Annotated in this window: 22 protein-coding genes; 19 read left to right on the top strand and 3 right to left on the bottom strand. The window is 63.3% G+C overall.

The genetic code is table 11. The features are described 5' to 3' along the window. The first annotated feature begins 19 nt into the window (after positions 1 to 19). The 4 genes from RFM98_RS26940 (at position 20) to tsf (ending at position 2,905) form a co-directional block, all read left to right on the top strand. Complete coding sequence (locus RFM98_RS26940; protein WP_320311643.1) at positions 20 to 298, top strand: DUF4031 domain-containing protein; 279 nt, start codon at positions 20 to 22, stop codon at positions 296 to 298. 38 nt (positions 299 to 336) lie between these two features. Then, complete coding sequence (locus tag RFM98_RS26935) at positions 337 to 906, top strand: LysE family translocator (protein WP_320311642.1); 570 nt, start codon at positions 337 to 339, stop codon at positions 904 to 906. 176 nt (positions 907 to 1,082) lie between these two features. Next, on the top strand, positions 1,083 to 1,862 hold the full coding sequence (gene rpsB / locus RFM98_RS26930; RefSeq protein ID WP_320311641.1) for a 30S ribosomal protein S2: 780 nt from the start codon (positions 1,083 to 1,085) through the stop codon (positions 1,860 to 1,862). Positions 1,863 to 1,984: 122 nt separating this feature from the next. Then, positions 1,985 to 2,905 (top strand): translation elongation factor Ts, encoded by a 921-nt coding sequence (gene tsf / locus RFM98_RS26925; protein WP_320311640.1) that lies wholly within the window; start codon positions 1,985 to 1,987, stop codon positions 2,903 to 2,905. Positions 2,906 to 2,959: 54 nt separating this feature from the next. Here the strand turns inward: tsf and RFM98_RS26920 are convergent, their stop codons facing one another. Beyond that, entirely contained in the window at positions 2,960 to 3,886 is a 927-nt protein-coding gene (locus tag RFM98_RS26920; RefSeq protein ID WP_320311639.1) for a LysR family transcriptional regulator, read from the bottom strand. Positions 3,887 to 4,000: 114 nt separating this feature from the next. Here RFM98_RS26920 and RFM98_RS26915 point away from each other — a divergent pair, with 114 nt between their 5' ends. From RFM98_RS26915 to lpxB, 14 genes are all read left to right on the top strand, one after another. Next, positions 4,001 to 4,429 (top strand): nuclear transport factor 2 family protein, encoded by a 429-nt coding sequence (locus RFM98_RS26915; RefSeq protein WP_320311638.1) that lies wholly within the window; start codon positions 4,001 to 4,003, stop codon positions 4,427 to 4,429. A gap of 106 nt (positions 4,430 to 4,535) precedes the next feature. Beyond that, positions 4,536 to 5,063: a nuclear transport factor 2 family protein gene (locus tag RFM98_RS26910; RefSeq protein ID WP_320311637.1), complete on the top strand. Its 528-nt coding sequence runs from the start codon at positions 4,536 to 4,538 to the stop codon at positions 5,061 to 5,063. A gap of 37 nt (positions 5,064 to 5,100) precedes the next feature. Beyond that, positions 5,101 to 6,210 carry an aldo/keto reductase gene (locus RFM98_RS26905; protein ID WP_320311636.1) on the top strand — a complete coding sequence of 370 codons (1,110 nt, stop codon included), beginning with the start codon at positions 5,101 to 5,103 and terminating at the stop codon, positions 6,208 to 6,210. Between the two features lie 185 nt (positions 6,211 to 6,395). Then, positions 6,396 to 7,118 (top strand): UMP kinase, encoded by a 723-nt coding sequence (pyrH, locus tag RFM98_RS26900; protein ID WP_320311635.1) that lies wholly within the window; start codon positions 6,396 to 6,398, stop codon positions 7,116 to 7,118. 90 nt (positions 7,119 to 7,208) lie between these two features. Continuing rightward, positions 7,209 to 7,763, top strand: coding sequence for a ribosome recycling factor (gene frr / locus RFM98_RS26895; RefSeq protein WP_320311634.1), 555 nt, complete (start codon positions 7,209 to 7,211; stop codon positions 7,761 to 7,763). Positions 7,764 to 7,793: 30 nt separating this feature from the next. Next, the gene (locus tag RFM98_RS26890) at positions 7,794 to 8,513 is read left to right on the top strand and encodes an isoprenyl transferase (RefSeq protein ID WP_320311633.1); all 720 of its coding nucleotides are present in this window, start codon (positions 7,794 to 7,796) and stop codon (positions 8,511 to 8,513) included. Positions 8,514 to 8,524: 11 nt separating this feature from the next. Continuing rightward, positions 8,525 to 9,340 carry a phosphatidate cytidylyltransferase gene (locus tag RFM98_RS26885; protein WP_320311632.1) on the top strand — a complete coding sequence of 272 codons (816 nt, stop codon included), beginning with the start codon at positions 8,525 to 8,527 and terminating at the stop codon, positions 9,338 to 9,340. Between the two features lie 98 nt (positions 9,341 to 9,438). After that, a complete protein-coding gene (rseP, locus tag RFM98_RS26880) occupies positions 9,439 to 10,581 on the top strand; it encodes an RIP metalloprotease RseP (protein WP_320311631.1) in 1,143 nt (380 codons plus the stop codon). Between the two features lie 218 nt (positions 10,582 to 10,799). Then, complete coding sequence (gene bamA, locus RFM98_RS26875; RefSeq protein ID WP_320311630.1) at positions 10,800 to 13,157, top strand: outer membrane protein assembly factor BamA; 2,358 nt, start codon at positions 10,800 to 10,802, stop codon at positions 13,155 to 13,157. Positions 13,158 to 13,235: 78 nt separating this feature from the next. Further along, positions 13,236 to 14,291 carry a UDP-3-O-(3-hydroxymyristoyl)glucosamine N-acyltransferase gene (gene lpxD / locus RFM98_RS26870; RefSeq protein ID WP_320215871.1) on the top strand — a complete coding sequence of 352 codons (1,056 nt, stop codon included), beginning with the start codon at positions 13,236 to 13,238 and terminating at the stop codon, positions 14,289 to 14,291. Beyond that, positions 14,284 to 14,745 carry a 3-hydroxyacyl-ACP dehydratase FabZ gene (gene fabZ, locus RFM98_RS26865; RefSeq protein WP_320311629.1) on the top strand — a complete coding sequence of 154 codons (462 nt, stop codon included), beginning with the start codon at positions 14,284 to 14,286 and terminating at the stop codon, positions 14,743 to 14,745. Before lpxD ends, fabZ begins: the two co-directional genes overlap by 8 nt. A gap of 15 nt (positions 14,746 to 14,760) precedes the next feature. Further along, a complete protein-coding gene (gene lpxA, locus RFM98_RS26860; RefSeq protein WP_320311628.1) occupies positions 14,761 to 15,597 on the top strand; it encodes an acyl-ACP--UDP-N-acetylglucosamine O-acyltransferase in 837 nt (278 codons plus the stop codon). Further along, the gene (locus RFM98_RS26855; RefSeq protein ID WP_320311627.1) at positions 15,584 to 16,501 is read left to right on the top strand and encodes an LpxI family protein; all 918 of its coding nucleotides are present in this window, start codon (positions 15,584 to 15,586) and stop codon (positions 16,499 to 16,501) included. Before lpxA ends, RFM98_RS26855 begins: the two co-directional genes overlap by 14 nt. Further along, positions 16,491 to 17,672 (top strand): lipid-A-disaccharide synthase, encoded by a 1,182-nt coding sequence (gene lpxB, locus RFM98_RS26850; RefSeq protein WP_320311626.1) that lies wholly within the window; start codon positions 16,491 to 16,493, stop codon positions 17,670 to 17,672. Before RFM98_RS26855 ends, lpxB begins: the two co-directional genes overlap by 11 nt. Positions 17,673 to 17,732: 60 nt before the next feature. Here lpxB and gltA read toward each other — a convergent pair whose 3' ends face one another. Both gltA and gltX read right to left on the bottom strand, forming a co-directional pair. Next, positions 17,733 to 19,061, bottom strand: a complete 1,329-nt coding sequence (gltA, locus tag RFM98_RS26845) for a citrate synthase (protein ID WP_320311625.1) — start codon at positions 19,059 to 19,061, stop codon at positions 17,733 to 17,735. Positions 19,062 to 19,242: 181 nt separating this feature from the next. After that, the gene (gltX, locus tag RFM98_RS26840; protein ID WP_320311624.1) at positions 19,243 to 20,667 is read right to left on the bottom strand and encodes a glutamate--tRNA ligase; all 1,425 of its coding nucleotides are present in this window, start codon (positions 20,665 to 20,667) and stop codon (positions 19,243 to 19,245) included. 103 nt (positions 20,668 to 20,770) lie between these two features. Here gltX and RFM98_RS26835 point away from each other — a divergent pair, with 103 nt between their 5' ends. Then, a complete protein-coding gene (locus tag RFM98_RS26835) occupies positions 20,771 to 23,245 on the top strand; it encodes a ComEC/Rec2 family competence protein (protein WP_320311623.1) in 2,475 nt (824 codons plus the stop codon). Positions 23,246 to 23,261: the final 16 nt, after the last annotated feature.

Below are 23,261 nucleotides of genomic sequence, written 5' to 3'. Positions count from 1 at the left end.
GCGGAATCCGGCGCGCCTGATGGCGGTCTACGTCGATGCGGCGATCTGGAAATGGGCCGGCCATCGCTGGTGCCATCTGCTCGCCGACAATACCGACGAACTCCATCGCTTTGCAGCCGAGCTAGGCCTTAAGCGCTCGTCCTATCAGGGGCCGCCCAAGACATCGGCGCCGCATTACGATATCACCGGCTTCGAGCGTGATCGCGCGGTCAGGCTTGGCGCGATCGAATGCAGCCGCGAGGAGATCGTGGCGATCTTCCGCCGCGTGCGGGTGCCGAATGGGAAGGTAAGACGATGACGGTGACGGCGTTCCTGGCCTATTGCGTCGCGATCTCATTGGCCGCCGCCACGCCTGGACCGGCGATGTTCGCGGTCATCACCAATGGTCTGTCACGTGGGTTTTTGCGGGCTTTCATAGCCGGCGTGGGCGTCGCCGCGGGCGACGCCGTCCTGGTCACTCTCGCGTTGCTCGGATTGATGGCCTTGGCCCAGACCTTCGAGTGGATTTTTCTTTTGCTGAAATACGCCGGCGCCGCTTACCTGGTCTTTCTCGGCATCAGGATGTGGCGGGCCGCCGCCCAGAAGCCGGACGAATCTCGTCAGACACAGGTTCGGCTGTCGCGGTCCTTCTTTCTCGGCGCATCCATCGCGCTCGGCAATCCGAAGGCGATCCTGTTCCACGCCTCCATCATGCCGCTGATCCTCGACCTTGACACCATGACCTTCGCCGATGGCCTGCTCGTGGTCCTTGTCGTGGTCAGCGTCAACATCATCACCATGGGCTTCTATGCCGCGATGGCGGGGCGGGCAGCCGGGTGGTTCAAGACCCCGAAGCGCATGCGCCTCATGAATAGGCTCGCCGGTGGCGCGATGATGGGCACCGGTGCACTGATTGCCGCACGTTGATGGGCGAAGCGATGCACGGCTTGCGTTTGTAGCGCTTCCCCTCTATATGCGCGCTCATTCCACACACGGACTTTGGTGTCTGCCCGGGAGAAATCCGGCTGAAACCTCCGGTGGCACAAGGACATCCCGTCCGAAATGCCTGTGTCCGTGGAGGCCAACCGGAAAGGAACTAACGAATGGCTCTGCCAGATTACAGCATGCGCCAGCTTTTGGAAGCTGGTGTTCACTTCGGCCACCAGACCCATCGCTGGAATCCGAAGATGGCGCCCTACATCTATGGCGCCCGCAACAACATCCACATCATCGACCTGTCGCAGACGGTGCCGCTGCTGCACCAGGCTCTGAAGCAGGTGTCCGACACCGTTGCCAAGGGCGGCCGCGTGCTGTTCGTCGGCACCAAGCGCCAGGCGTCCGACATCGTTGCCGACGCCGCGCAGCGTTCGGCCCAGTACTATGTCAACTCGCGTTGGCTGGGCGGCATGCTCACCAACTGGAAGACGATCTCGAATTCGATCCAGCGCCTGCGCAAGCTCGACGAGACGCTCGCCGGCGAGGCCCAGGGCCTCACCAAGAAGGAGCGCCTGAATCTCGACCGCGAACGCGAGAAGCTCAACAAGGCGCTGGGCGGCATCAAGGACATGGGCTCGACGCCGGACCTGATGTTCGTCATCGACACCAACAAGGAAGCGATCGCCATCCTCGAGGCCAAGCGCCTTGGCATTCCGGTCGTGGCCATCATCGATTCGAACTGCGATCCGGACAAGATCGACTTCCCGATCCCCGGCAATGATGACGCGGCTCGCGCCATCCAGCTCTATTGCGATCTGATAGCCAAGGCCGCCATCGACGGCATCGCCCGCCAGCAGGGCGCGCTCGGCGTCGACATCGGCGCTTCGGCCGAGGCTCCAGTCGAGCCGGCGCTCGGCACCCCGGCAGCCGAAGCTCCGGAAGCTTAATTAAAGAAGGCCGGATCCCGGCCTTCATCTTTCCAATAAATTGGCGCGCTAAAGCGCTTTTGCCGAGCGCATCACGCGAGTCCCGGTTGGTGCGTCGGCGCATTTGAAACAAAGAGGCGACAATGAGCATTTCGGCTGCACAGGTCAAAGAACTCCGCGACTTGACCGGCGCGGGCATGATGGACTGCAAGGCGGCGTTGAACGAAACCAACGGCGATATGGAAGCGGCCGTCGACTGGCTGCGCAAGAAGGGCATCTCGAAGGCCGACAAGAAGGCCGGGCGCACTGCGGCCGAAGGCCTGATCGGCGTCGACGCCGGCGTGCGTGAGGCCGCCATTGTCGAGGTCAATTCCGAGACCGACTTCGTCGCCCGCAACGCGGCCTTCCAGGAAATCGTCGCCAACGTCGCCAAGGTTGCGCTCGCCTACGGCACTACCGAAGCCGTGGCCGCCGCCAAGTACCCGGGTTCCGACAAGTCGGTCACCGACACCATCAAGGATGCGGTCGGCACGATTGGCGAGAACATGGGCTTCCGCCGTTCGGCCAAGCTCACCGTGCCGCATGGCGTGGTGGCGACCTATGTCCACAACGCGGTTGCGGACGGCCTCGGCAAGCTAGGCGTTCTGGTCGCGATCGAGACCACGGGCAATGAGCATGCGGCCAACGCATTCGCACGTCAGGTTGCCATGCATGTCGCCGCCACCAGCCCGATGGCGTTGACGGCCGAAGAAGTCGACCCGGCCGCGGTCGAGCGCGAGAAGGCGATCTTCGCCGACCAGGCGCGCCAGACCGGCAAGCCGGAAGCGATCATCGAGAAGATGGTCGAGGGCCGCCTGCGCAAGTTCTATGAAGAGGTCGTCCTTTTGAAGCAGGCCTTCGTGCTCAATCCCGACATCACCGTCGAGAAGGCGCTGAAGGATGCCGAGAAGGAGATCGGCGCTCCGGCCAAGATCACCGCTTACCTGCGCTTCGCGCTCGGCGAAGGCATCGAGAAGGAAACGACCGACTTCGCGGCGGAAGTCGCGGCCGCGGTCAAGAAATAGCTCTAATCCAAGGGGAACGCCCGGCGTCTCCCTTAAGGTGAAGAGCTTACGAGCTCAGGCAACTCGGCTGGGTGTCCGCATGGATGCCCGGCCGATTTCTTGTGCGGTGTCGATAAAGGCCCTGAGCTTCGGCGCCATCGATGCGCGGCGCGGGAAGTAAAGGAAAAGGCCGGGCTCCTCGATCGCCGTCTTGGGCAGGATCCGGGCAAGACGGCCGGCGGCCAGGTCGGCCTGCACCAGCGGCTCGAAGACGTAAGCAAGGCCAACGCCGGCCAGCGCCAGGTCAATGGCCGCGAGCGAATCGGTAACGATCACCGTGCCACGCGCTTCGACGACGATATCCTTGCCGTCCTCGTGCAAATCCCAACGATAGAGCCCGCCCGAGCGGACCAGCCGGTAGCTGATGCAATTGTGGTTCGCGAGGTCGGCCACGTCACGCGGACGGCCGTGCTTTCCGATATAGGCGGGCGAAGCGACGACCACGGCCTTGAAGGGCGGCGTGAGCCGCACGGTGATCATGTCCTGCGCGATCATCTCGCCCAGCCTGATGCCGGCGTCGAAACCTTCGCCGACGATATCGACAAGGCCCTGTTCGGCGAAAACCTCGACCGTCACATCGGGATAGCGTTCGGCCATGGCCGCCACAACGGGCGTAACCGCCAAGGGGATCGCGATATTGGAGGCGTTGATCCTGAGCAGGCCGGAGGGCCGGCCCTTGATGCCGCGGAGGCGGTCCATCCGCTCGGCGATGTCTTGAAGGGCAGGGGCTGCCGTCTCCACCAGCGCCTTGCCTGCTTCCGTCAGTGAAACGCTGCGCGTCGTGCGGGCAAAGAGCGGCTGACCGATGCGCTCTTCCACCAGCCGCACCGCGTGGCTGACGGCCGACGGGCTCATGCCGAGCTCCGCCGCGGCGAGCGCAAAGCCGCCGCGCCGCGCCACGGCGACGATAACTGGCAGATGCGTGAGCAGATCGCGATCCATTCATGAACTATATCGCATAGTCCATGCGGATCGTGCAATCTTATCGGGCAGGCAAAAGAGGTGCATCTAAGGGGCATCGAATGGCGCGGACGAGCCAAGCACGGGAGACCCGAGATGACCGACCTTCACACCAATCGAGCCCGCAACCTCGAGACGGTTCGCATTTTCTTCGAGCTGATGCAACGCAAGGATATCGATAGCTGGAGCGATCTTTGGGCCGAAAACGGCCGGATCATCGTCTTCTACCCACCGGCGGGATTTGGCGACAGCATCGACGGCAAGGCCGCGATCGTCGCAGCCTTCAGGGAATTGTTCGGCAATTTCGAATCCTTCGAATCCGAGCTGACGGCCATCTATCCGGCAGCCGACGCTGAAGCCGTGGTGGTTGAATACCGCAACCGCGCCATGATCAAGGGCGGCACCGAATACACCAACAGCAACATCGCGGTCTTTCGTTTCGAGAACGGCTTGATCAGCGCCTATCACGACTATTTCGACCCGCGCCGGTTCCAGGTGGTCGTCGACGCGTTGGCGAAGAACTGAAGGCAGCCTCGCCCCGACAAATCATCCATTCGTTTGCAGACCTGTCCACATAAGCCCATCCACTCAAACCTACCCACATAAACCTATCCACGCTGGGAGAAGCGAAATGAACGCGTTGAGACATGTAACTTTTACGGCGGGCATGGCGCTGGCGCCGGTCGATGCCGGCGGTGCCGAGCCGGCCGCCTGGCAGGCCCTTGCCGATGAGCGCGCCGTCATCCGCATCGCCGACGCCATCGACCGCGCGGTGGATGCGCAGGACTGGAAGCTCGCCCGCGGCTATTTCGCCGACCGTGTCACCGCCGATTTCAGCAGCTTGTCGGGGCAGCCCGCGGCCAACATCGCTTCCGACGATCTGATCGGCGCCTGGGCAGGCAACCTCAAGGGCAGCAAGACCAGCCTGCATCTACGCACCAACCATCAGGTCGTGCTTGAAGCCAACGCCGCGACTGTCCGTTCCAACGGCTATGCCTGGAACCGCATGGAAAGCAATGGCGACCCGCTCTGGGAAGTCTGGGGCACCTATGAGCACCACCTGACGCGCTCGGCTGCCGGCTGGAAGGTCGATGGCTTCACGTTCCGAATGACGCATGAGCGCGGCAATCCCTGGGTCAAGGCGACCCCTGGCCAATGACGGGCAGCTATCATCAGATGAAGATCGGAAGACCACTATGGCTATGACCTATTACACGCTCGGCAACAGCGGCCTGCGCGTCAGCCGGCTGGCGCTGGGCACCATGACCTTCGGCACCGAATGGGGCTGGGGCGCGGACAGGGACACCGCCCGCGCCATGTTCGACGCCTATGTCGAAGCGGGCGGCAACTTCTTCGATACGGCCGACCTCTACACCGGCGGCACCAGCGAGACCTGGCTCGGCGAGTTCGTCGCCGAGCGGGGCTCACGCGACAAGGCGGTGATCGCCACCAAATTCACCATGAATTCCGAGGCCGGGAATCCGAATGCGGGCGGCAACGGCCGCAAGAACATCATGCGGGCGGTGGATGCCTCGCTGAAGCGGCTCGGCACCGACTATATCGACCTTTACCTTTTGCATGTCTGGGACAGGATCACCCCGGCCGAGGAGGTGCTGCGCACGCTGGATGACCTGGTTCGCGCCGGCAAGGTACGCCATATCGGCCTCTCCGACGTCCCGGCCTGGTATGCCGGCCGAGCCCAGGCGATCGCCGGATTGCGCGGCTACGAGCCGGTCTCGGCGCTGCAGCTCGAATACTCGCTGGCCGAACGCGCGATCGAACATGAATACGTGCCGTTCGCCACCCGTCATGGCGCCGGCATCATGGTGTGGAGCCCGCTGGCCAGCGGCCTGCTCAGCGGCAAGTACAAGCCGACGCAAGCCGGAAACGCCGGGCGGCTTGACCGCTTCCGCAACACCACGCATCCCGGCTTCCGGAAGTTCAGCGACCGTAACTGGGCGATCGTGGCGGAGCTCGAGAAGGTGGCGGCCGATCTCGGCCGCAGCATGGCTCAGGTCGCGCTCAACTGGGTGGCGACGCAGCCGGGCATCGCTTCCGTCATCCTTGGAGCGACGAAGCTTACGCAGTTGCAGGACAATCTTGGTGTGCTCGATTTTTCGATTCCCGCCGCGCTTCGCAAGCGGCTGGAAGAGGTCAGCGCCGTGCCAGCGCCGTTCCCGCATTCCTATTTCGGCTCCGAGATCCAGGTCCGGGTGACCGGCGGCGCCGTGACGGGCGACAAGCCGGCCGGTTATTCGCCTGCGGTCATGATCGAAGGCGAGGTGGTCAGCATCTCAAGTAACTGATCAAAAGACAGCAACTGATCAAAAGGCGGCAACTGACCGAAAAAGCCTGGAATTTTGCACGAGGGCGCGGCGTGACATCGCCGCGCCCTTCGTGTATCGGGTCAACCCGTCATGACAGCATCGCCGGATGAAACGGGGGCGGTTTTGCCTCCAAAATTGCCGCGCCGAGATATTCGAGGACCCAGATGACGGTGAACCCCCTCTATCGACGTGTCGTGCTGAAGGCTTCCGGCGAAGCGTTGATGGGCGAGCAGCATTTCGGCATCGACGTCTCGGTGGTCGACCGCATCGCAGCCGACATTGCCGAGGCGCGCGCGCTGGGCGTCGAAGTCGGCGTCGTCATCGGCGGCGGCAACATCTTTCGCGGCGTCGCCGTGGCCTCGAAGGGAGGCGACCGCGTCACCGGCGATCACATGGGCATGCTCGCCACCGTCATCAACTCGCTGGCGCTGCGCACGTCGCTGAACAAGATCGGGGTCGACGCCGTCGTGCTTTCGGCGATCGCCATGCCGGAGCTCTGCGAGAGCTTTTCCCAACGCCAGGCGACCGCCTACATGAACCAGGGCAAGGTGGTCATCTTTGCCGGCGGCACCGGCAATCCATTCTTCACCACCGATTCGGCCGCGGCCCTTCGCGCCGCGGAGATCGGCGCCGACGCGCTGTTCAAGGGCACACAGGTCGATGGTGTCTATTCGGCCGATCCCAAGAAGGACCCGAATGCGGTTCGCTTCGACCGCATCAGCCACGCAGAAGTCATCAAACGCGGGCTTGCGATCATGGATACGGCCGCGATTGCACTTGCGCGCGAAAACAACATTCCGATAATCGTCTATTCGATCCACGAAAAAGGTGGTTTCGGCGATATACTGAGGGGCGGTGGCCATTGCACGGTCGTCGCGGACAAGTAATCGAGGCCTGGATACGTTAAACGACTGCGGAACCGCGGACGGGACGACCACACAAGCAGTGAACCCGGCGAACGGGTCGAGGAGATGATCATGAGTGGCGAATTCGAAGACCTCAAGCGACGCATGGACGGGGCGATCGCCGCCTTCAAGCACGATCTGGCTTCGCTGCGCACCGGCCGCGCCTCCAGCAACCTGCTCGATGCCATCCAGGTGCAGGCCTACGGCACGGCGATGCCGATCAACCAGGTCGCCAATGTGTCGGTGCCGGAGCCGCGGATGATTTCGGTTTCGGTCTGGGACAAGTCCATGGTCGGCGCGGTAGACCGCGCCATCCGCGAAGCCAATCTGGGCTTCAACCCGATCGTCGACGGCACCACGCTGAGGATTCCGCTGCCTGAGCTCAACGAGCAGCGCCGCAAGGAACTGGTCAAGATCTCGCATGGCTATGCCGAAAACGCCCGCGTCGCCGTCCGCCACGTCCGCCGGGACGGCATGGATTTCCTCAAGAAGGCGGAGAAGGACGGCACCATCAGCGAGGACGATCAGCGCAAGCGGTCCGACCAGGTTCAGAAGCTGACCGACGAGATGATCAGCACGATCGATCACCTGCTTTCCGATAAGGAAGCTGAAATCATGCAGGTTTAGGGTCGGGTTTTCCGGCTCGAAAGCGAGACTATGGCAACGCCCGCGCATGTCGCGATCATCATGGATGGAAACGGACGCTGGGCCAAGGCGCGAGGCTTGCCGCGCCTTGCCGGCCACCGTGCGGGCGTCGAGGCCCTGCGCAAGACGGTCCGCGCGGCGCCTGAGCTCGGTATCTCCTATCTGACCGTCTACGCCTTTTCCTCGGAGAACTGGTCGCGACCCAAATCCGAGGTCAGCGACCTTATGGGCCTGTTGAAGCTGTTCATCCGCCGCGATCTTGCCGAACTGCATCAGAGCGGTGTGCGGGTGAGGGTGATCGGCGACAGGCATGGGTTGCAGCCCGACATCAGGGGTCTGCTGCAGGAGGCCGAATCGCTGACCGCAGGCAATGAGGCGCTGACGCTGGTCATCGCCTTCAACTATGGCGGCCGCGACGAGATCGTTCGCACCGCTCGCAAGCTGGCGGATGCGGTCGTGCGCGGCGACATGGCCAGCGACGCGATCACGGCGGAAAGCTTTGCCGCGTCGCTCGACACCCAGGGCATCCCTGATCCCGAGCTGGTGATCCGGACCAGCGGCGAGCTCAGGCTGTCGAACTTCCTGTTGTGGCAGGCGGCCTATAGCGAGCTGGTCTTCCTGCCTTGCTACTGGCCGGATTTCAGCCGCGAGCACCTGTCCGACGCACTTCGCGATTTTGCCGGCCGCGAGCGCCGATTCGGCGGGCTTGCTGCCCGCGACGTCGCGCTGTAGCGCCGGCGCCAATGACCAATCTCCAGCAGCGCGTCATCTCGGCCATCGTGATGGCGGCCGTGACGCTTGCCGTGACCTGGCTTGGCGGACTGCCGTTTCGCCTGTTCTGCGGGGCGATCACGGCGGTGATCTTTTACGAATGGACGCGCCTGTCGCGACCGGCAAGCGGCACGACGATCCCCCTTGCGCCCGAAATTATCGTGGGAGTCTTCATTATCGCGCTGGTTGTCGGCCAGCCGGCCTTGTGGCTGCTGCTGCTGATCGCCCTGATCACCGCCATCTTTGCCATTGCCGCACGCCTAAAAGGAGCGGCGCAATGGGAGGCTTCGGGGTTCCTCTACGCGTCCTTGTCCGGCTTCGCGCTCGCCTTGTTGCGTGACGGCGACCATTCCGGCCTGATCGCCATCCTCTTCCTGTTCGCCGTGGTCTGGGCGACCGACATAGCCGCCTATTTCGTCGGCCGCGCGGTCGGCGGCCCGAAACTTGCGCCGTCGATCTCGCCCGGCAAGACGCAGAGCGGTGCGGCAGGCGGCGCCATCGGCGGCGTGGTCGCCGGATTGCTGCTGGCGGCCGTCGCCGGAGCCGGCAATCTCGTTCTGCTGGGTCTTGTCGCGCTGGTGCTCTCGGTCGTCTCCCAGATCGGCGACCTGTTCGAATCCTGGGTCAAGCGCCGGCACGGTGCCAAGGATTCGAGCAACCTCATTCCCGGCCATGGCGGCGTCATGGACAGGGTCGACGGGCTTGTCGCGGCAGCGTTCGCCCTGTACGTCATTGGCTGGATCACGGCGGGCGCCGAGCATCCGGCACTGGGGCTGTTTCCGAACTGAACGGCGCAAGGCGAAAAATGGCGCGCGCCACGGATTCGCCCGGATTGATGCCACAGTCGCGGCGGAGTGTCGCGCGCGGGCGAATTTGAGGGCATGACTTGAACGACATCTTTCACTCGGTCTTCAGCACACAAGGCTTCGTCCTTGGCACGCTCGTGCCGTTTCTGTTCGTGCTGACGGTGGTCGTGTTCGTCCATGAGATGGGCCACTATCTCATCGGCCGCTGGTGCGGCATCGGCGTGAAGGCCTTTTCCATCGGCTTCGGCCCCGAGCTCTTCGGATTCAACGATCGCCACGGCACGCGCTGGAAGCTTTGCGCCATTCCGCTTGGCGGCTACGTCAAATTCGTCGGTGACATGAACGCGACGTCGAGCCAGCCGAGCACCGAAGAGATCGAATCACTGACCGAGGCAGAACGCAAGGTCGCCTTCCATACCCAGCCGATCTGGAAGCGCGCCGCTACTGTCGTTGCGGGGCCGCTGTTCAATTTCCTTTTGACGATTGCCGTATTTGCAGTGCTGTTTTCGCTCTATGGCCGTCCGGTCCTGGAGCCGACGGTGGCCGAAGTCACCGCGGGCAGCCCGGCGGAAAAAGCCGGAATCCAGCCAGGCGACCGATTCGTCAAAGTCGACGGCAGCAAGGTGGTGACTTTCGCCGACGTGCAGCGGCTGGTTTCAGGCCGGGCAGGCGACGCCATCACCTTCACCATGCTGCGCGACGGCAAGGAAATCGCCGTCACGGCAACGCCGGAGCCCATGGAGCAGCAGGATGCGCTGGGCAACAAGGTCAAGGTCGCGGTTATCGGCGTCGTCAACAACGCCGAGCTCGGCCAGCCACGCCTGATCTCCTATACGCCGGCGGGCGCCGTGGTGGCGGCGGTCGAGGAAACCGGGCACGTGATCGAGCGCACCGGCCAGTTCCTGCAGCGCTTTGCGCTTGGACGCGAGGACAAATGCCAATTGGGCGGTCCGATCAAGATCGCGAAGATGTCGGGTCAGGCAGCCAAACTCGGCTTCGAGTGGCTGGTGCAGCTTGTTGCATTTCTGTCAGTCGGAATAGGATTTCTCAATCTTCTGCCGATTCCCCCTCTCGACGGCGGCCACCTGTTGTTCTACGGCGTGGAGGCCATCATAAGGCGGCCCGTTTCGGAGCGAACGATGGAGATGGCCTATCGGACCGGGCTGTTCCTGGTGCTCGGCTTCATGGGCTTCGTTTTTTGGAATGATCTGTTTGGGTGCTGAAATCATGAAGAAATTTGGCTTCAGCCCCGGTCGCATTGAGACGCCGTTTACCATGCGTGGGGATATGCGTGACGCGAAAGCCACGCGGTACGGTTAAGTAAATACAAATTAACCGGGAGCCTTGCGTGTAGGGAAAATCCGGTTAATACGGTAAGGGAAAATACCGCACGTCCGGTTTTCTCGCCGTGGGGACTACGAGAAAAAGGTACCAAAGCCCGATGAAGGCAGCATCCAAGTTTCTGAGCGCCGCGTCCGCGGCGGCTTTGTCCGCCGCTCTGGTCGTGCCAGGCGCGCTCGCAGTGCAGTTCGCTGCCACGTCCGTGGCCGAGGCCGCGGTGATTTCGCGTGTCGAGGTCAGCGGCAACCAGCGGGTCGATGCGGAAACCATCCGCAATTACATCTCGATCAAGCCGGGCAAGCCCTTCTCCAGTTCCGATATCGACGAAGCCGTCAAGGCGCTGTTCGGCACCGGCCTGTTCTCGGACGTTCAGATCAACCAGGTCGGTTCGAGCCTGGTGGTCAAGGTTTCCGAGTACAAGGTCGTCAACCAGGTCCTGTTCCAGGGCAACAAGAAGCTGAAGGACAACGCGCTCCAGGCCGCTATCCAGCTGAAGCCGCGCGCGACCTTCTCGCAGCAGGCGCTCGATGCCGACGTCGAGGCGGTAAAGGCTGCCTACAAGCGCATTGGCCGTGACGACGCCGCCGTGACCACGCAGATCATGGATCTCGGCGACAACCGCGTGAACGTGGTCTTCAACATCAACGAAGGCGGCCGCACCCAGATCGCTGCGATCAATTTCGTCGGCAACCACGCCTATTCCAGCCGCCGCCTGTCGGATGTCATCAACACCAAGCGTTCGTCCTGGCTGTCCTTCGTGCTGCGCGACGACGTCTATGACGAGGACAAGCTGCGCGCCGACCAGGAGCTGCTGCGCCGCTTCTACTACAATCACGGCTATGCCGACTTCCAGGTCGTTTCGGCCGTCGGCGAGCTTGACGACGCCACCAACAAATACACGGTCACCATCACCGTGCAGGAAGGTGACCGCTATACATTCGGCGACGTCAGCGTGGAAAGCACCATCCCCGAGGTCGACTCGAAGGCGCTGGAATCCGCGGTCGAGACCCACAAGGGCGACGTCTACAACGCCAAGGACGTCGAGGATTCGATCGTCGCCCTGACCGAGAAGGTCGCGGGTTCGGGCTATGCCTTCGCCCAGGTGACGCCGCGCGGCGACCGTAATTTCGAGAACCACACGATTTCGGTCGTCTACACCATCGACCAGGGCACCAAGGCCTATGTCGAGCGCATCGAGATCCGCGGCAACGACCGCACGCGCGACTATGTCATCCGTCGCGAATTCGATGTCAGCGAAGGCGACGCCTTCAACCAGGTCCTCATCCAGCGCGCTAAGAAGCGGCTGGAAAACCTTGATTACTTCCAGTCCGTCGATATCTCGACGGTTCCGGGCTCGGCTCCCGACCAGGTCGTTCTCGTGGTCACCGTGGTTGAGAAGTCGACCGGCGAGTTCTCGGTCGGCGCCGGCTATTCGTCGGGCGGCGACACGCCCGGCCCATCCATCGAGGGCTCGATCACCGAACGCAACTTCCTCGGCCGCGGCCAGTACATCAAGGTGTCGGCCGGCGGCGGCAAGCATTCGCGCGATTACGCCCTTTCCTTCACCGAGCCGTATTTCCTCGGTCGGCGCATCGCCGCGGGCTTCGACATCTACAAGTCGACCCGCGAATATGACCACTATGATGCGGACACAACCGGCGCGACGGTCCGCTTCGGCCTGCCGATCACGGACAGCATTTCGACCCAGCTGGCCTACAATATCTCGCAGGAAAAATACAAATACGACCACTGCGACACTGACGGAAATGGCATTCAAGGCGACTGCAACCTCTCGCAGGCCATCAAAGATGCGATCGATCAGGGCTCCTGGGTGAAGTCGTCGGTTAGCCTAGGCCTTACCTACAACACCATCGATGACATGAAGAATCCCCATGAGGGTCTTTTCGTGACCGGCACGACTGAAGTTGCCGGCCTCGGCGGTGATGCCAAGTGGGTGAAAGTGACCGGGCGGGCGAGCGTCTATCAAACGTTGTCCGAGCAACTCGACCTTGTCGGTCTCGTCTCGGGCGGCGCCGGCTATATCGCGGGCTATGGCGACAATGGCTTGCGTATTTTCGATCAGTTCCAGAGCAATGATCGCATGATCCGCGGTTTCGAATATGGCGGAATTGGCCCGGTTGACCCAGCCACGGGCGATCATCTCGGCGGCACGACATATTTCAATGCTTCGGCAGAAGCTCAGTTCCCGTTGCCGGTCATTCCGGAAAGCTTTGGCTTGCGCGGCGCGGTTTTTGCCGATGCTGCGACCCTCTACGGCAGCAAGGTTTCTTCGGTTGCGCAGGAATCTACGGACATGAAACTCCGTGCCTCGGTCGGTATCGGCTTGATGTGGGCGTCGCCCTTTGGCCCGATCCGCATCGACTACGCGATCCCGGTCAAGAAAGAGTCGACCGACGACGTGCAGGAATTCAACTTCGGTATCGCGACTCGCTTCTAATCTCGTGGTTGCGATGGTTCCGGGCCGGCTAGCGGCCCGGAGTAGACTGATCCGACCCAGCTGGATATTGCTTCTGGAATGACCGATCCGGTGTTCTTCGCGCCTTCACGCCGGTATACGGCTGGCGAGGTCGCGAATCTGACCGGCGCCAGCCTGCTCGATACCGCTCAGGCCGAAATTGCCATCGAGGCGCTGGCTCCAGCCAATGAGGGTGGCGACGGCGCGCTCGTCTTTGTCGACGGCAAACGCAATTTCGCACTGATGCAGTCGCTAAGGGCGGCCGCGGTCCTGTGCCCAGCCGATTTTGCCACCAAGGCGCCGCCAGGCATCGCGGTGCTTATGCATCCGCGCCCGCAACAGGCTTTCGCTATGGTCGGGCGCCTGTTGTTTCCGGCAGCCGCAACTCCGGGACCAATGACCGGAGAAACCGGCATCTCGGCGCATGCGTTTGTCGATCCGTCCGCGCATGTCGAGGAAGGGGCGATTGTCGAGGCGGGGGCTGTGATCGGTCCAGGTGTGTCTATCGGCAGCGGCACCGTCATTGCGCCTCACGCCGTTGTTGGCCGTTCCTGCCAGATCGGTCGCGACGGCTTCATCGGTCCCGGCGCCAGCATCCAATATGCGCTTGTCGGTAACCGTGTCATCATCCATGGCGGCGCCAGGATCGGCCAGGACGGTTTCGGCTTCGTGGGCGGCGCCAAGGGACCTGAACGCGTACCGCAGATCGGCCGCGTCATCATCCAGGACGATGTCGAGATAGGCTCCAATTCGACCGTCGATCGCGGCGCGATGTCCGATACCATCATCGGCCAGGGCACCAAGATCGACAATCTGGTGCAGATCGCCCACAATGTTCGCATCGGCCGCAATTGCATTATAGCAGGCCTTTCGGGTATTTCCGGTTCCGTCGTCGTCGGCGACAACGTCACCATGGGCGGCGGTGTCGGCCTCGCCGATCATCTGACCATCGGGCCAGGGGCCAAGCTTGCTGCGAGAAGTGGATTCATGAACAACGTGCCGGCAGGCGAGATCTGGGGAGGTTATCCGGCACAGCCGATGGCGGAAGCCATGCGCGAGATAGCGATGCTGCGCAAGATGGCCAGGACGCGCAAGCAAGGCGACGGAAATGGCTGACATGGTGGCAACGACACTCGAGGCGGTCGACATCACGGGGCTGATGAAGCTCCTGCCGCACCGCTATCCGTTCCTGATGATCGACCGCATCGTCGACATCGACGGCGACGAATCCGCTGTCGGGATCAAGAACGTGACCATCAACGAGCCGCATTTCCAGGGCCATTTTCCGCAGCAACCGGTGATGCCCGGTGTGCTCATCATCGAGGCCATGGCCCAGACCGCCGGCGCGATCTGCATTCGAAGCCTCAACACGGAAAAGCCCTCGTTGGTTTATTTCATGACCATCGACAATGCGAAATTCCGCAAACCGGTGGTTCCGGGCGATCAGCTCAGAATCCATGTCAAAAAGATCAAGAAACGCGGCAACCTGCTGAAATTCGCCTGCGAGGCGATGGTTGACGGCGCGAAAGCCGCCGAAGCCGAGGTTTCGGCCATGATGGTTACCGGCTGACGGTTCGAAATGCTCATGAAAGTCGAGACATCCATCCATCCTTCCTCGGTCGTCGAAGAAGGAGCCCGGCTCGGCAAAGGCGTCCGCATCGGACCCTTCTGCCATATCAGCGCCGATTCAATCATCGGCGACCGCGTCGAACTGGTCAGCCATGTATCGGTGATGGGCGCGACAACCATCGGGGCCGGAACAAAGGTCTATCCGATGGCGACGCTCGGCGCGCCGCCGCAGAACACCAAGCACAAGGGCGGGCGCACCACCTTGGTCATCGGTGAGAACTGCATCCTGCGCGAAGGCGTCACCATGCATGTCGGCACGGATTCCAGCCGTGGCGAGACCACCGTCGGCGACAATGGCAATTTTCTTGCCTATGCCCACATCGCCCATGATTGCGTCGTCGGCAAGAACGCCACCTTCGCCAATGGCGCGACGCTCGGCGGACATTGCGAGATCGGCGACAACGTCTATATCGGCGGCCTGAGCGCCGTGCATCAGTTCGTGCGCGTCGGCGACAACGCCTTTCTTGGTGGCTGCTCGGCTTTTGTCGGTGATGTCATTCCCTATGCCATTGCCGTGGGCAACCGGGCCAGCCTGCGCGGCTTGAACATCATCGGGCTCAAGCGCTCCGGCCTGCCGCGGTCCGAAATCTACATGCTGCGCAAGGCTTACAGGGCGATCTTCGATCGTTCCCGCACCGTCGGCGAGAATGTGGAACTCGCCAAGGCCGAATTCGCCGGATCGCCAACGGCCATGAAGATCATCGATTTCATCACCAGTCGCGGCAAGCGGCACTTTGCCGTCCCATCACTCAAGGATGGCGGCGACGATGACAGCGGCGATGACGAGGTCTGAGCGCGCCGCATCAGGGTTCCAACTGTCGCCGGGCGCAAAAGTCGGCATTATTGCCGGTGGCGGCAGCCTGCCCGTCGAAGTCGCCGATGGCCTGGTCAAGCACGGTTTTGTGCCCTTCATCATCATCGCCGCCGGCGAGGTCGACCGCGAGGCGGACTTCGCGGCCTACGATCAGGAAAAACTCGCGCTGGAAGACATCGGGTTGCTGTTTCCGTTGCTGAGGCGCCAGGGCATCACACACCTTGTCCTTGCCGGCGAGATCAAGCGCAGGCCGCGGCTGAGCAAGATAAGGCCGACGCTTGCTCTGCTGGCGATAATTCCCTCCGTGGTCAGAGCATTGCGACGCGGCGACGATGGTCTGCTGAAGCTGTTGACCCGAGCGCTTGAAACGCGCGGGATCAAGGTCGTTGGCGCGCATGAAGTCGTTCCGGAACTGAGGGCAGGCGAAGGTCCATTGACGGCGGCAGAGCCAAACCAGTCGGATTGGCGCGATATCGAAGCCGCGCGTAAGGCGGCCAAGGCCATTGGTGCCCTCGATATCGGCCAGGCGGCGATCGCGATCGGAGGCCGAACCGTCGCCCTCGAAGGTATCGAAGGCACCGCCGGCCTGCTCGACAGAATGCGCGAATTGCGCGGCCATGGCAGGCTGGCTGGCAAGGCGCGCGGCGTGCTGGTCAAATGCGCCAAGCCGGGCCAGGAATTGCGCGCCGATTTGCCCACCATCGGCCCGCAGACGATCGAGTCTGCGCATGCGGCCGGCCTTGCCGGCATAGCCGTCGAGGCCGGCCGTTCGCTTATTCTTGAAGGCCCGACCACGCTTGCCCGCGCGAACGCGCTCGGCCTGTTCATCGTCGGTCTGCCCGCGACTGAGCTGGCCGATGGGGAGCCGGCTAATGGTCGCTGACAAGCCGCTCAAGCTCGCGATCGTCGCCGGCGAGGAATCAGGCGATCTGCTCGGCGCCGATATCGTGCGTTCGCTCGAGCGCACGACTGGCCGCAAGGTTCAGCTCGTCGGCATCGGCGGCCGGCACCTGCAGCAGTTGGGGCTAACGCCGCTCTTCGACGGCGGCGAGATCGCGCTGATGGGCTTCAGCGCGGTCCTGCGCGATCTGCCGCGGCTGATGCGCCGTATCAGCCAGACGGCGGCGATGATCGCGGCCGAGCGGCCCGATTGCCTGGTTACCATCGATAGTCCGGACTTTTCGCTTCGCGTCGCAAAGAAGGTCCGCGCAACAGCGCCGGCCATTCCGATCGTCCACTATGTCTGCCCGAGCGTATGGGCCTGGCGGCCGGGCAGGGCGGTGGCGATGAAGCCCTATGTCGATCACATTCTCTGCATCCTGCCGTTCGAGGTAAAGGCGCTCGCTCGTCTTGGCGGACCGCCGGGCACCTATGTCGGTCATCGGCTGACGCAGGATCCGGGCGTGCTTGGCGCCGCCAAGGCGCAGAGCCAGCCACGCGACCTCGCCGACGACCGCGTCAAGACGGTGCTGGTGCTGCCCGGCTCGCGCCGCGGCGAAGTCCGCCGGCTGATCGAGCCTTTCGGCAAGGCGATGTCGGTCCTGCGCCAGCGCGGCCATCGCCTGCGCCTGCTCTTGCCGACGGTGCCGCATGTCGCAGAACTGGTGAAGGCATCGGTCGCGAGTTGGGACGACAAGCCGGAAATCATCAGCGAGCCGGAGCGCAAATGGCAGGCTTTCGGCAAGGCCGACGCCGCACTAATCGCTTCCGGAACGGTGTCGCTCGAGCTGGCGCTCGCCGGCGTTCCGATGGTTTCCAGCTACAAGCTCGACCCGATCGCGCGCCAGATTCTGCAGCATTTGGTGACGACATGGTCGGCGCTGCTGCCCAACCTGATTTCCGATCGCGCGCTGGTTCCGGAATTCTACGACCAGTATGTCCGGCCGGAGAACCTTGCCCGGCAGCTGGAAGCCCTGTTTGCCGACACCGGCATGCGCGCCTGGCAGAAGGCCGGCTTTGCCGAGATCGCCCGGCGCATGGCGACCGAGCGGCCCCCGGGCGAGATCGCCGCGGAAGTGGTGATGGGGTGTATCAGGAGAGCGAATAGGGAGTAGCGAATAGCGAGTAGGGTTGTGTCGGCTTTGCCCCGTTTTCCCTATTCGCTACTCGCTCAACTACCTTTTCGCAATCGGTACGTAGTCGCGTTCCGTGGCGCCGGTGTAGAGCTGGCGCGGGCGGCCGATCTTCTGGTGCGGATCCTCGATCATTTCCTTCCACTGGGCGATCCAGCCGACGGTGCGCGCGACCGCGAAGAGCACGGTGAACATGGTGGTGGGAAAGCCCAGCGCCTTCAGCGTGATGCCGGAATAGAAGTCGACGTTCGGGTAGAGCTTCTTTTCGATGAAGTACTCGTCGGTCAGCGCGATCTTCTCCAGCTCCATGGCGATGTCGAGCAGCGGATCGTCCTTGATGCCGAGCTCGCCCAGCACCTCATGCGCGGTCTTCTGCATGATCTTGGCGCGCGGGTCGTAGTTCTTGTAGACGCGGTGACCGAAGCCCATCAGGCGGAACGGATCGTTCTTGTCCTTGGCACGGGCGATGAACTCCGGAATGTGATCGACATGGCCGATCTCGCCCAGCATGTTCAGCGCCGCTTCATTGGCGCCGCCATGCGCCGGGCCCCACAGGCAAGCGATGCCGGCGGCGATGCAGGCGAAAGGATTGGCGCCCGACGAGCCGGCGAGGCGAACGGTCGAGGTCGACGCGTTCTGCTCGTGGTCGGCGTGCAGGATGAAGATGCGGTCCATGGCGCGCGCCAGCACCGGATTGATCTTGTATTCCTCGCACGGCACCGCAAAGCACATGTGCAGGAAGTTGGCCGCGAAGCCGAGATCGTTCTTCGGGTAAATGAAGGGTTGGCCGATATGGTACTTATAGGCCATCGCCGCGATCGTCGGCATCTTGGCGATCAGGCGCATCGACGCGACCATGCGCTGGTAGGGGTCCGAGATGTCGGTCGAGTCGTGGTAGAAGGCCGACAGCGCGCCGACCACGCCGCACATGACGGCCATCGGGTGCGCATCGCGGCGGAAGCCGGTGAAGAAGCGCGACATCTGCTCATGCACCATCGTGTGGCGGGTCACGCGATAATCGAAGTCGTCCTTCTGCGCCTTGGTCGGCAACTCGCCGTAGAGCAGGAGATAGCAGACCTCGAGGAAGTCGCCGTGCTCGGCGAGCTGATCGATCGGGAAGCCACGATGCAGCAGGATGCCGGCATCGCCGTCGATGAAGGTGATCCCCGACTCGCAGCTTGCAGTTGAGGTGAAGCCCGGATCATAAGTGAAGGCGCCGGTGGTGCTGTAGAGCGAACCGATGTCGATGACGTCGGGCCCGACCGTCCCGCTTCGCACCTTCAATTCGTGCGTCTTGCTGGCGAGTTCGAGCCTGGCGGTCGATTCGCGCGTTTTGCTGCCCGGTTCCAGTTTTGTCGCAGCTTCGCTCATTCTCAAACTCCTTTTGTAGCCTCATGCCGGCAAGGCAATTCCTGCAAACGACACGTCGAAGTCACCGGAATGCGCGAACTCGCCACCGCATTTTAGGAGGTGCGTGCCAGATTGGGCCAAGGCCTAATGTTGCACTGCGAAACACACCTTTCAATGCCAATCTTCTTGGGCCAGTTCGCTCCTAATCGATTTGATCTCCAATGCGCGCCAGGCTTTCCTGGCGGCCCAGCACGGCAAGCACGTCGAACACGCCGGGCGAGGTGCTGCGGCCGGTCAGCGCGGCCCTGAGCGGTTGGGCCACGGCGCCGAGCTTGTGGCCGCCGGCCTGCGCAAACTCGCGGATCGAAGCCTCCGCCGAAGCGGCGCTCCATTCGCCCTGGACAGAAGACAATGCGCCATGCGCACCGCGCAAAATCGCGCGCGCATCCGCGGTGAGCAGGCCCGACGCCTTCTCATCCAGCGGCAATGGCCGCTCGGCGAACAGGAACGCCGCGCCGTCGACCAATTCCACAAGGGTCTTGGCCCGCTCCTTGAGGCCCGGCATGGCGGCAAGCAGTTGCGCCTTGCGCTTGTCATCGAGCTTTGCCGCGAGCGCCGGACCGCCATCGAGATAAGGCAGGGTACCGACGAAAACATCGAACAGCGCCTTGTCGTCCATCTTGCGCATATGGACGCCGTTCAGCGCCTCCAGCTTGGCGAAGTCGAAGCGGGCCGCGCCCTTGTTGACGTCGCCGATGTCGAACCAGGCGATCATGTCCTTGATCGACATCACCTCGTCGTCGCCATGGCTCCAGCCGAGCCTGGCCAGATAGTTGAGCAGGGCCTCCGGCAGATAGCCCATGGCGCGATAGGCCTCGACGCCGAGCGCACCGTGCCGCTTCGACAGCTTGGCGCCGTCGGCGCCATGGATCAGCGGGATGTGCGACATCGACGGCACGTCCCAGCCCATGGCGTTATAGATCACCGTCTGGCGCGCGGCGTTGGTCAGATGGTCGTCGCCACGGATGATGTGGGTGACGCCCATGTCATGGTCGTCGACGACGACGGCATGCATGTAGGTCGGGTTGCCGTCCGAACGCAGGATGATGAAGTCGTCGAGATCCTTGTTGGGGAAGCGCACCTCGCCCTGCACGCGGTCCTGCACGACCGTCTCGCCCTCGGTCGGCGCCTTGATGCGGATCGCGCCCTTGACGCCTGCCGGCGCCTCGGAGGGGTCACGGTCGCGCCACTGGCCGTTGTAGCGCGGCGGCAGGCCTTTGGCACGGGCTGCCTCGCGCATCGCCTCGAGCTCTGCCGGCGTCTCGTAGCTGTAATAGGCCTTGCCCATGCGCACGAGCTGCTCGGCCACCTCGCGATGGCGCGGCGCGCGCTCGAACTGCGAGACGGCGCCGCCATCCCAGGAGAGGCCGAGCCAGGTCAGTCCATCGAGAATGGCAGCCGTGGCGGCCTCGGTGGAGCGCTCGCGATCGGTGTCCTCGATGCGCAGCAGCATCGTGCCGTCGGTGTGCCTGGCATAGAGCCAGTTGAACAGCGCCGTGCGGGCCCCGCCAATATGCAGGTAGCCGGTGGGCGAGGGAGCAAAACGGGTGACGACCTTGTCGGACATGGAACTCTCGAAGAAGCACTGAAAAAATGCACGTTTCGCGCGGACTTCCACGCGACCGGCGTTCATGTAGCATAGGCGGTCTGGGGCGCAAGGGGCAGACCCGATGGCTAGACATGGCCGCGGCGCGGAGGAGGGCGAGGGAACGACAGCTGGCGTCAGCGAACGCCTGATGTTTGCTCCTGCCGCGCCTGCCGACGAGGCGTCGCGTTCACTTCCGGAACTCAGCCCACCAGCCGAGCTGCCGCGGCCCGATAGCGGTGCGCTGCAGCCAGCCTCGCCGGCAGGCACCGTCAGCCGGATCCGCAAACAGCTTGGCCGCGTTTCGCTTCCTGCACTGCGCCGAAGGATTGCCGTCGCCGCCGCGACCGAGCTCGATCGCGGCGTCGGCTTCCTGCTGGTGCCGGTCTTCCTGGCGGCCGGCGTCATCTATTACTTCTCGCTGACCACCGAGCCTGACCTATACAGGCCGCTTGCGGCGGTGGCTCTGATGGCCGTCTGCGCGGCGGTCTCGCGTTCCTGGCAGAGAACGCACCTTGTCTTCATGGCGAGCCTTTTCTGTGCGCTCGGCTTTCTCGCGGCCAAAGTCGAGACCTGGCGGATGGCTACGCCGATGCTGGGGTCCGAAATCCAGACGCGGCTGACCGGCCGCCTCGTCATCGCCGAAGCAATGGCCAATGGCCGCGTGCGGCTGACCATCGATCTCATTTCCACGGAGCGTCCGACACTGCGTTACGCACCGGACCGCGTCAGGCTTTCGGCGCGCAGGATCCCGCCCGACATGACGGCCGGGTCGATGCTGACCGGCTATGCCAAGCTGCTACCGCCGACGGGCCCGGTTCGGCCGGACAGCTACGACTTTTCCTTCGACAGCTATTTTGCCGGCATCGGCGGCAGCGGCTTTTTCCTGGGCGACCCAAAGCCGATTGCGCCGGCTCCGACTGTGCCAATGGGGGCACCATTCGGCGCACGCATTGCATCGGCCATAGAAAACGCGCGGGAGGGGATTGCCGATCACATCAGGAGCAGCATCGGTGGTTCCGAAGGCGAGATTGCAGCGGCCCTGATCGTCGGCGTGCGCGCCGGGATCCCGGAAGCAATCAACGAGTCGATGCGACGGACCGGCATCTACCACATCATCTCGATCTCCGGCCTGCACATGGCGCTGGTCGCCGGCACGATCATGTTCCTGCTGCGCGGCGCCTTCGCGCTGTTTCCGGACTTCTCGTCGCGCCGGCCGGTGAAGAAATATGCCGCTGGCATCGCGCTGGTCTCGATCGCCGCCTACCTCGTGATCTCCGGCATCGTGGTGGCGGCCGAGCGAAGCTTCATCATGCTGGCCGTCATGCTTGTCGCCGTGCTCTTCGACCGCGCGGCGCTGACGATGCGCAACCTGGCGATCTCGGCCATCGCCGTCATCCTGGTCTCGCCGCACGAAGTGGTAGGCCCAAGCTTCCAGATGTCCTTCGCCGCCACCGCCGCCCTGGTCGGCGCCTACGCCGGCTTTGCCGATTATCGCGCCGGTAAAGCGACCGCGCCGCCGGCAAGACGATCGTTCATCGGCTTCGTGTCGCGAAAACTGGCGGTTGGAGTGGGGGGCGCCGCCATGACGTCGCTCATCGCGGGCAGCGCAACATTGCTGTTCGCGATCTGGCACTTCCAGCGGGTGTCGCCGCTCAGCCTGCTGGCCAATCTGGCGGTCATGCCGATCGTCTCGCTGATCGTCATGCCGTTCGCCGTCTTGAGCGCGCTGGCCATGCCCTTCGGCTTCGACGGTCCTTTTCTCTATGTGATGGGCAAGGGCCTGACGGCGATGATCGCTATTTCGGCATGGATTTCCGAGCGCTCGCCGGTCGACGCAGTCGGGTTGATCTCGATCCAGTCGGTGCTGCTGGCGACGATCGCGCTGGTCATAGCGACCATGGCCACCACCTGGCTAAGGCTTGTCGCCGTCCCCTTCGCGCTCGCCGCCCTGCTGGCCATTCCGCATGTCCGCACGCCGGATGTGCTCATCTCCGAAGACGCGCATCTGGTGGCAATGCCGATCGGCAGCGGCGAGCTTGCCATCAACCGCGCCCGTTCCAACGAGTTCACCACCGACAATTGGAAACGGGCGCTGAAAGCCGAGGAAATCGTGCCGCCGGAGACATTCGCCAAGGATGCTCTCGACATCGCCGATCCCGTCGACCTGCCGCCTGGCTCGCCCTTCTACTGCACCGGCGACCTCTGCATCGGTCGGCATCCCTCCGGCGCGATCGTCGCGCTCGCCGAAAATCGCGACACCGCACGGCCGGCCTGCGGCTTTGCCGACCTTATCGTCATCAACGACGCCACGGCCTACAATCCCTGCCACGATCCGCATGTGCTTGTCGTCACCAAACGCCAGCTGGCGCGCGACGGCAGCGCCGCCGTGTTCTTCGATCCGCAATCGGCCACCGCGCGGCCCGCTATTCGCTACGCGGTCGAAAAGCCATACCGGCCCTGGCACGAGCAGCGGAAATACGCTCGCGAGGCGAGGGGCCTGCCGCCTTATGAAAAGCCTGAGAGGACGGGTGCCAAGCCCTCGCAACCGTCTCAGTAGATCGTAACGCAATTCC

Source organism: Mesorhizobium australafricanum, assembly GCF_033977265.1.
Taxonomy (GTDB): Bacteria; Pseudomonadota; Alphaproteobacteria; order Rhizobiales; family Rhizobiaceae; genus Mesorhizobium; species Mesorhizobium australafricanum.
The sequence above is the reverse complement of the archived record's forward strand: the minus strand, read 5'-3'. Positions and strand labels throughout refer to the sequence as shown.

Excerpts from the sequence above, each read along its gene's own strand:
- RFM98_RS26835 (WP_320311623.1), top strand. The coding sequence starts at position 20,771 with ATGGCTAGACATGGCCGCGGCGCGGAGGAGGGCGAGGGAACGACAGCT.
- RFM98_RS26885 (WP_320311632.1), top strand. The coding sequence starts at position 8,525 with ATGACCAATCTCCAGCAGCGCGTCATCTCGGCCATCGTGATGGCGGCC.
- lpxA (WP_320311628.1), top strand. The coding sequence starts at position 14,761 with ATGAAAGTCGAGACATCCATCCATCCTTCCTCGGTCGTCGAAGAAGGA.
- pyrH (WP_320311635.1), top strand. The coding sequence starts at position 6,396 with ATGACGGTGAACCCCCTCTATCGACGTGTCGTGCTGAAGGCTTCCGGC.
- lpxB (WP_320311626.1), top strand. The coding sequence starts at position 16,491 with ATGGTCGCTGACAAGCCGCTCAAGCTCGCGATCGTCGCCGGCGAGGAA.
- lpxD (WP_320215871.1), top strand. The coding sequence starts at position 13,236 with ATGACCGATCCGGTGTTCTTCGCGCCTTCACGCCGGTATACGGCTGGC.
- gltA (WP_320311625.1), bottom strand. The coding sequence starts at position 19,061 with ATGAGCGAAGCTGCGACAAAACTGGAACCGGGCAGCAAAACGCGCGAA.
- RFM98_RS26855 (WP_320311627.1), top strand. The coding sequence starts at position 15,584 with ATGACGAGGTCTGAGCGCGCCGCATCAGGGTTCCAACTGTCGCCGGGC.
- RFM98_RS26920 (WP_320311639.1), bottom strand. The coding sequence starts at position 3,886 with ATGGATCGCGATCTGCTCACGCATCTGCCAGTTATCGTCGCCGTGGCG.
- RFM98_RS26905 (WP_320311636.1), top strand. The coding sequence starts at position 5,101 with ATGGCTATGACCTATTACACGCTCGGCAACAGCGGCCTGCGCGTCAGC.
- rpsB (WP_320311641.1), top strand. The coding sequence starts at position 1,083 with ATGGCTCTGCCAGATTACAGCATGCGCCAGCTTTTGGAAGCTGGTGTT.
- RFM98_RS26915 (WP_320311638.1), top strand. The coding sequence starts at position 4,001 with ATGACCGACCTTCACACCAATCGAGCCCGCAACCTCGAGACGGTTCGC.
- bamA (WP_320311630.1), top strand. The coding sequence starts at position 10,800 with ATGAAGGCAGCATCCAAGTTTCTGAGCGCCGCGTCCGCGGCGGCTTTG.
- frr (WP_320311634.1), top strand. The coding sequence starts at position 7,209 with ATGAGTGGCGAATTCGAAGACCTCAAGCGACGCATGGACGGGGCGATC.
- RFM98_RS26910 (WP_320311637.1), top strand. The coding sequence starts at position 4,536 with ATGAACGCGTTGAGACATGTAACTTTTACGGCGGGCATGGCGCTGGCG.
- tsf (WP_320311640.1), top strand. The coding sequence starts at position 1,985 with ATGAGCATTTCGGCTGCACAGGTCAAAGAACTCCGCGACTTGACCGGC.
- RFM98_RS26940 (WP_320311643.1), top strand. The coding sequence starts at position 20 with ATGGCGGTCTACGTCGATGCGGCGATCTGGAAATGGGCCGGCCATCGC.
- fabZ (WP_320311629.1), top strand. The coding sequence starts at position 14,284 with ATGGCTGACATGGTGGCAACGACACTCGAGGCGGTCGACATCACGGGG.
- RFM98_RS26890 (WP_320311633.1), top strand. The coding sequence starts at position 7,794 with ATGGCAACGCCCGCGCATGTCGCGATCATCATGGATGGAAACGGACGC.
- gltX (WP_320311624.1), bottom strand. The coding sequence starts at position 20,667 with ATGTCCGACAAGGTCGTCACCCGTTTTGCTCCCTCGCCCACCGGCTAC.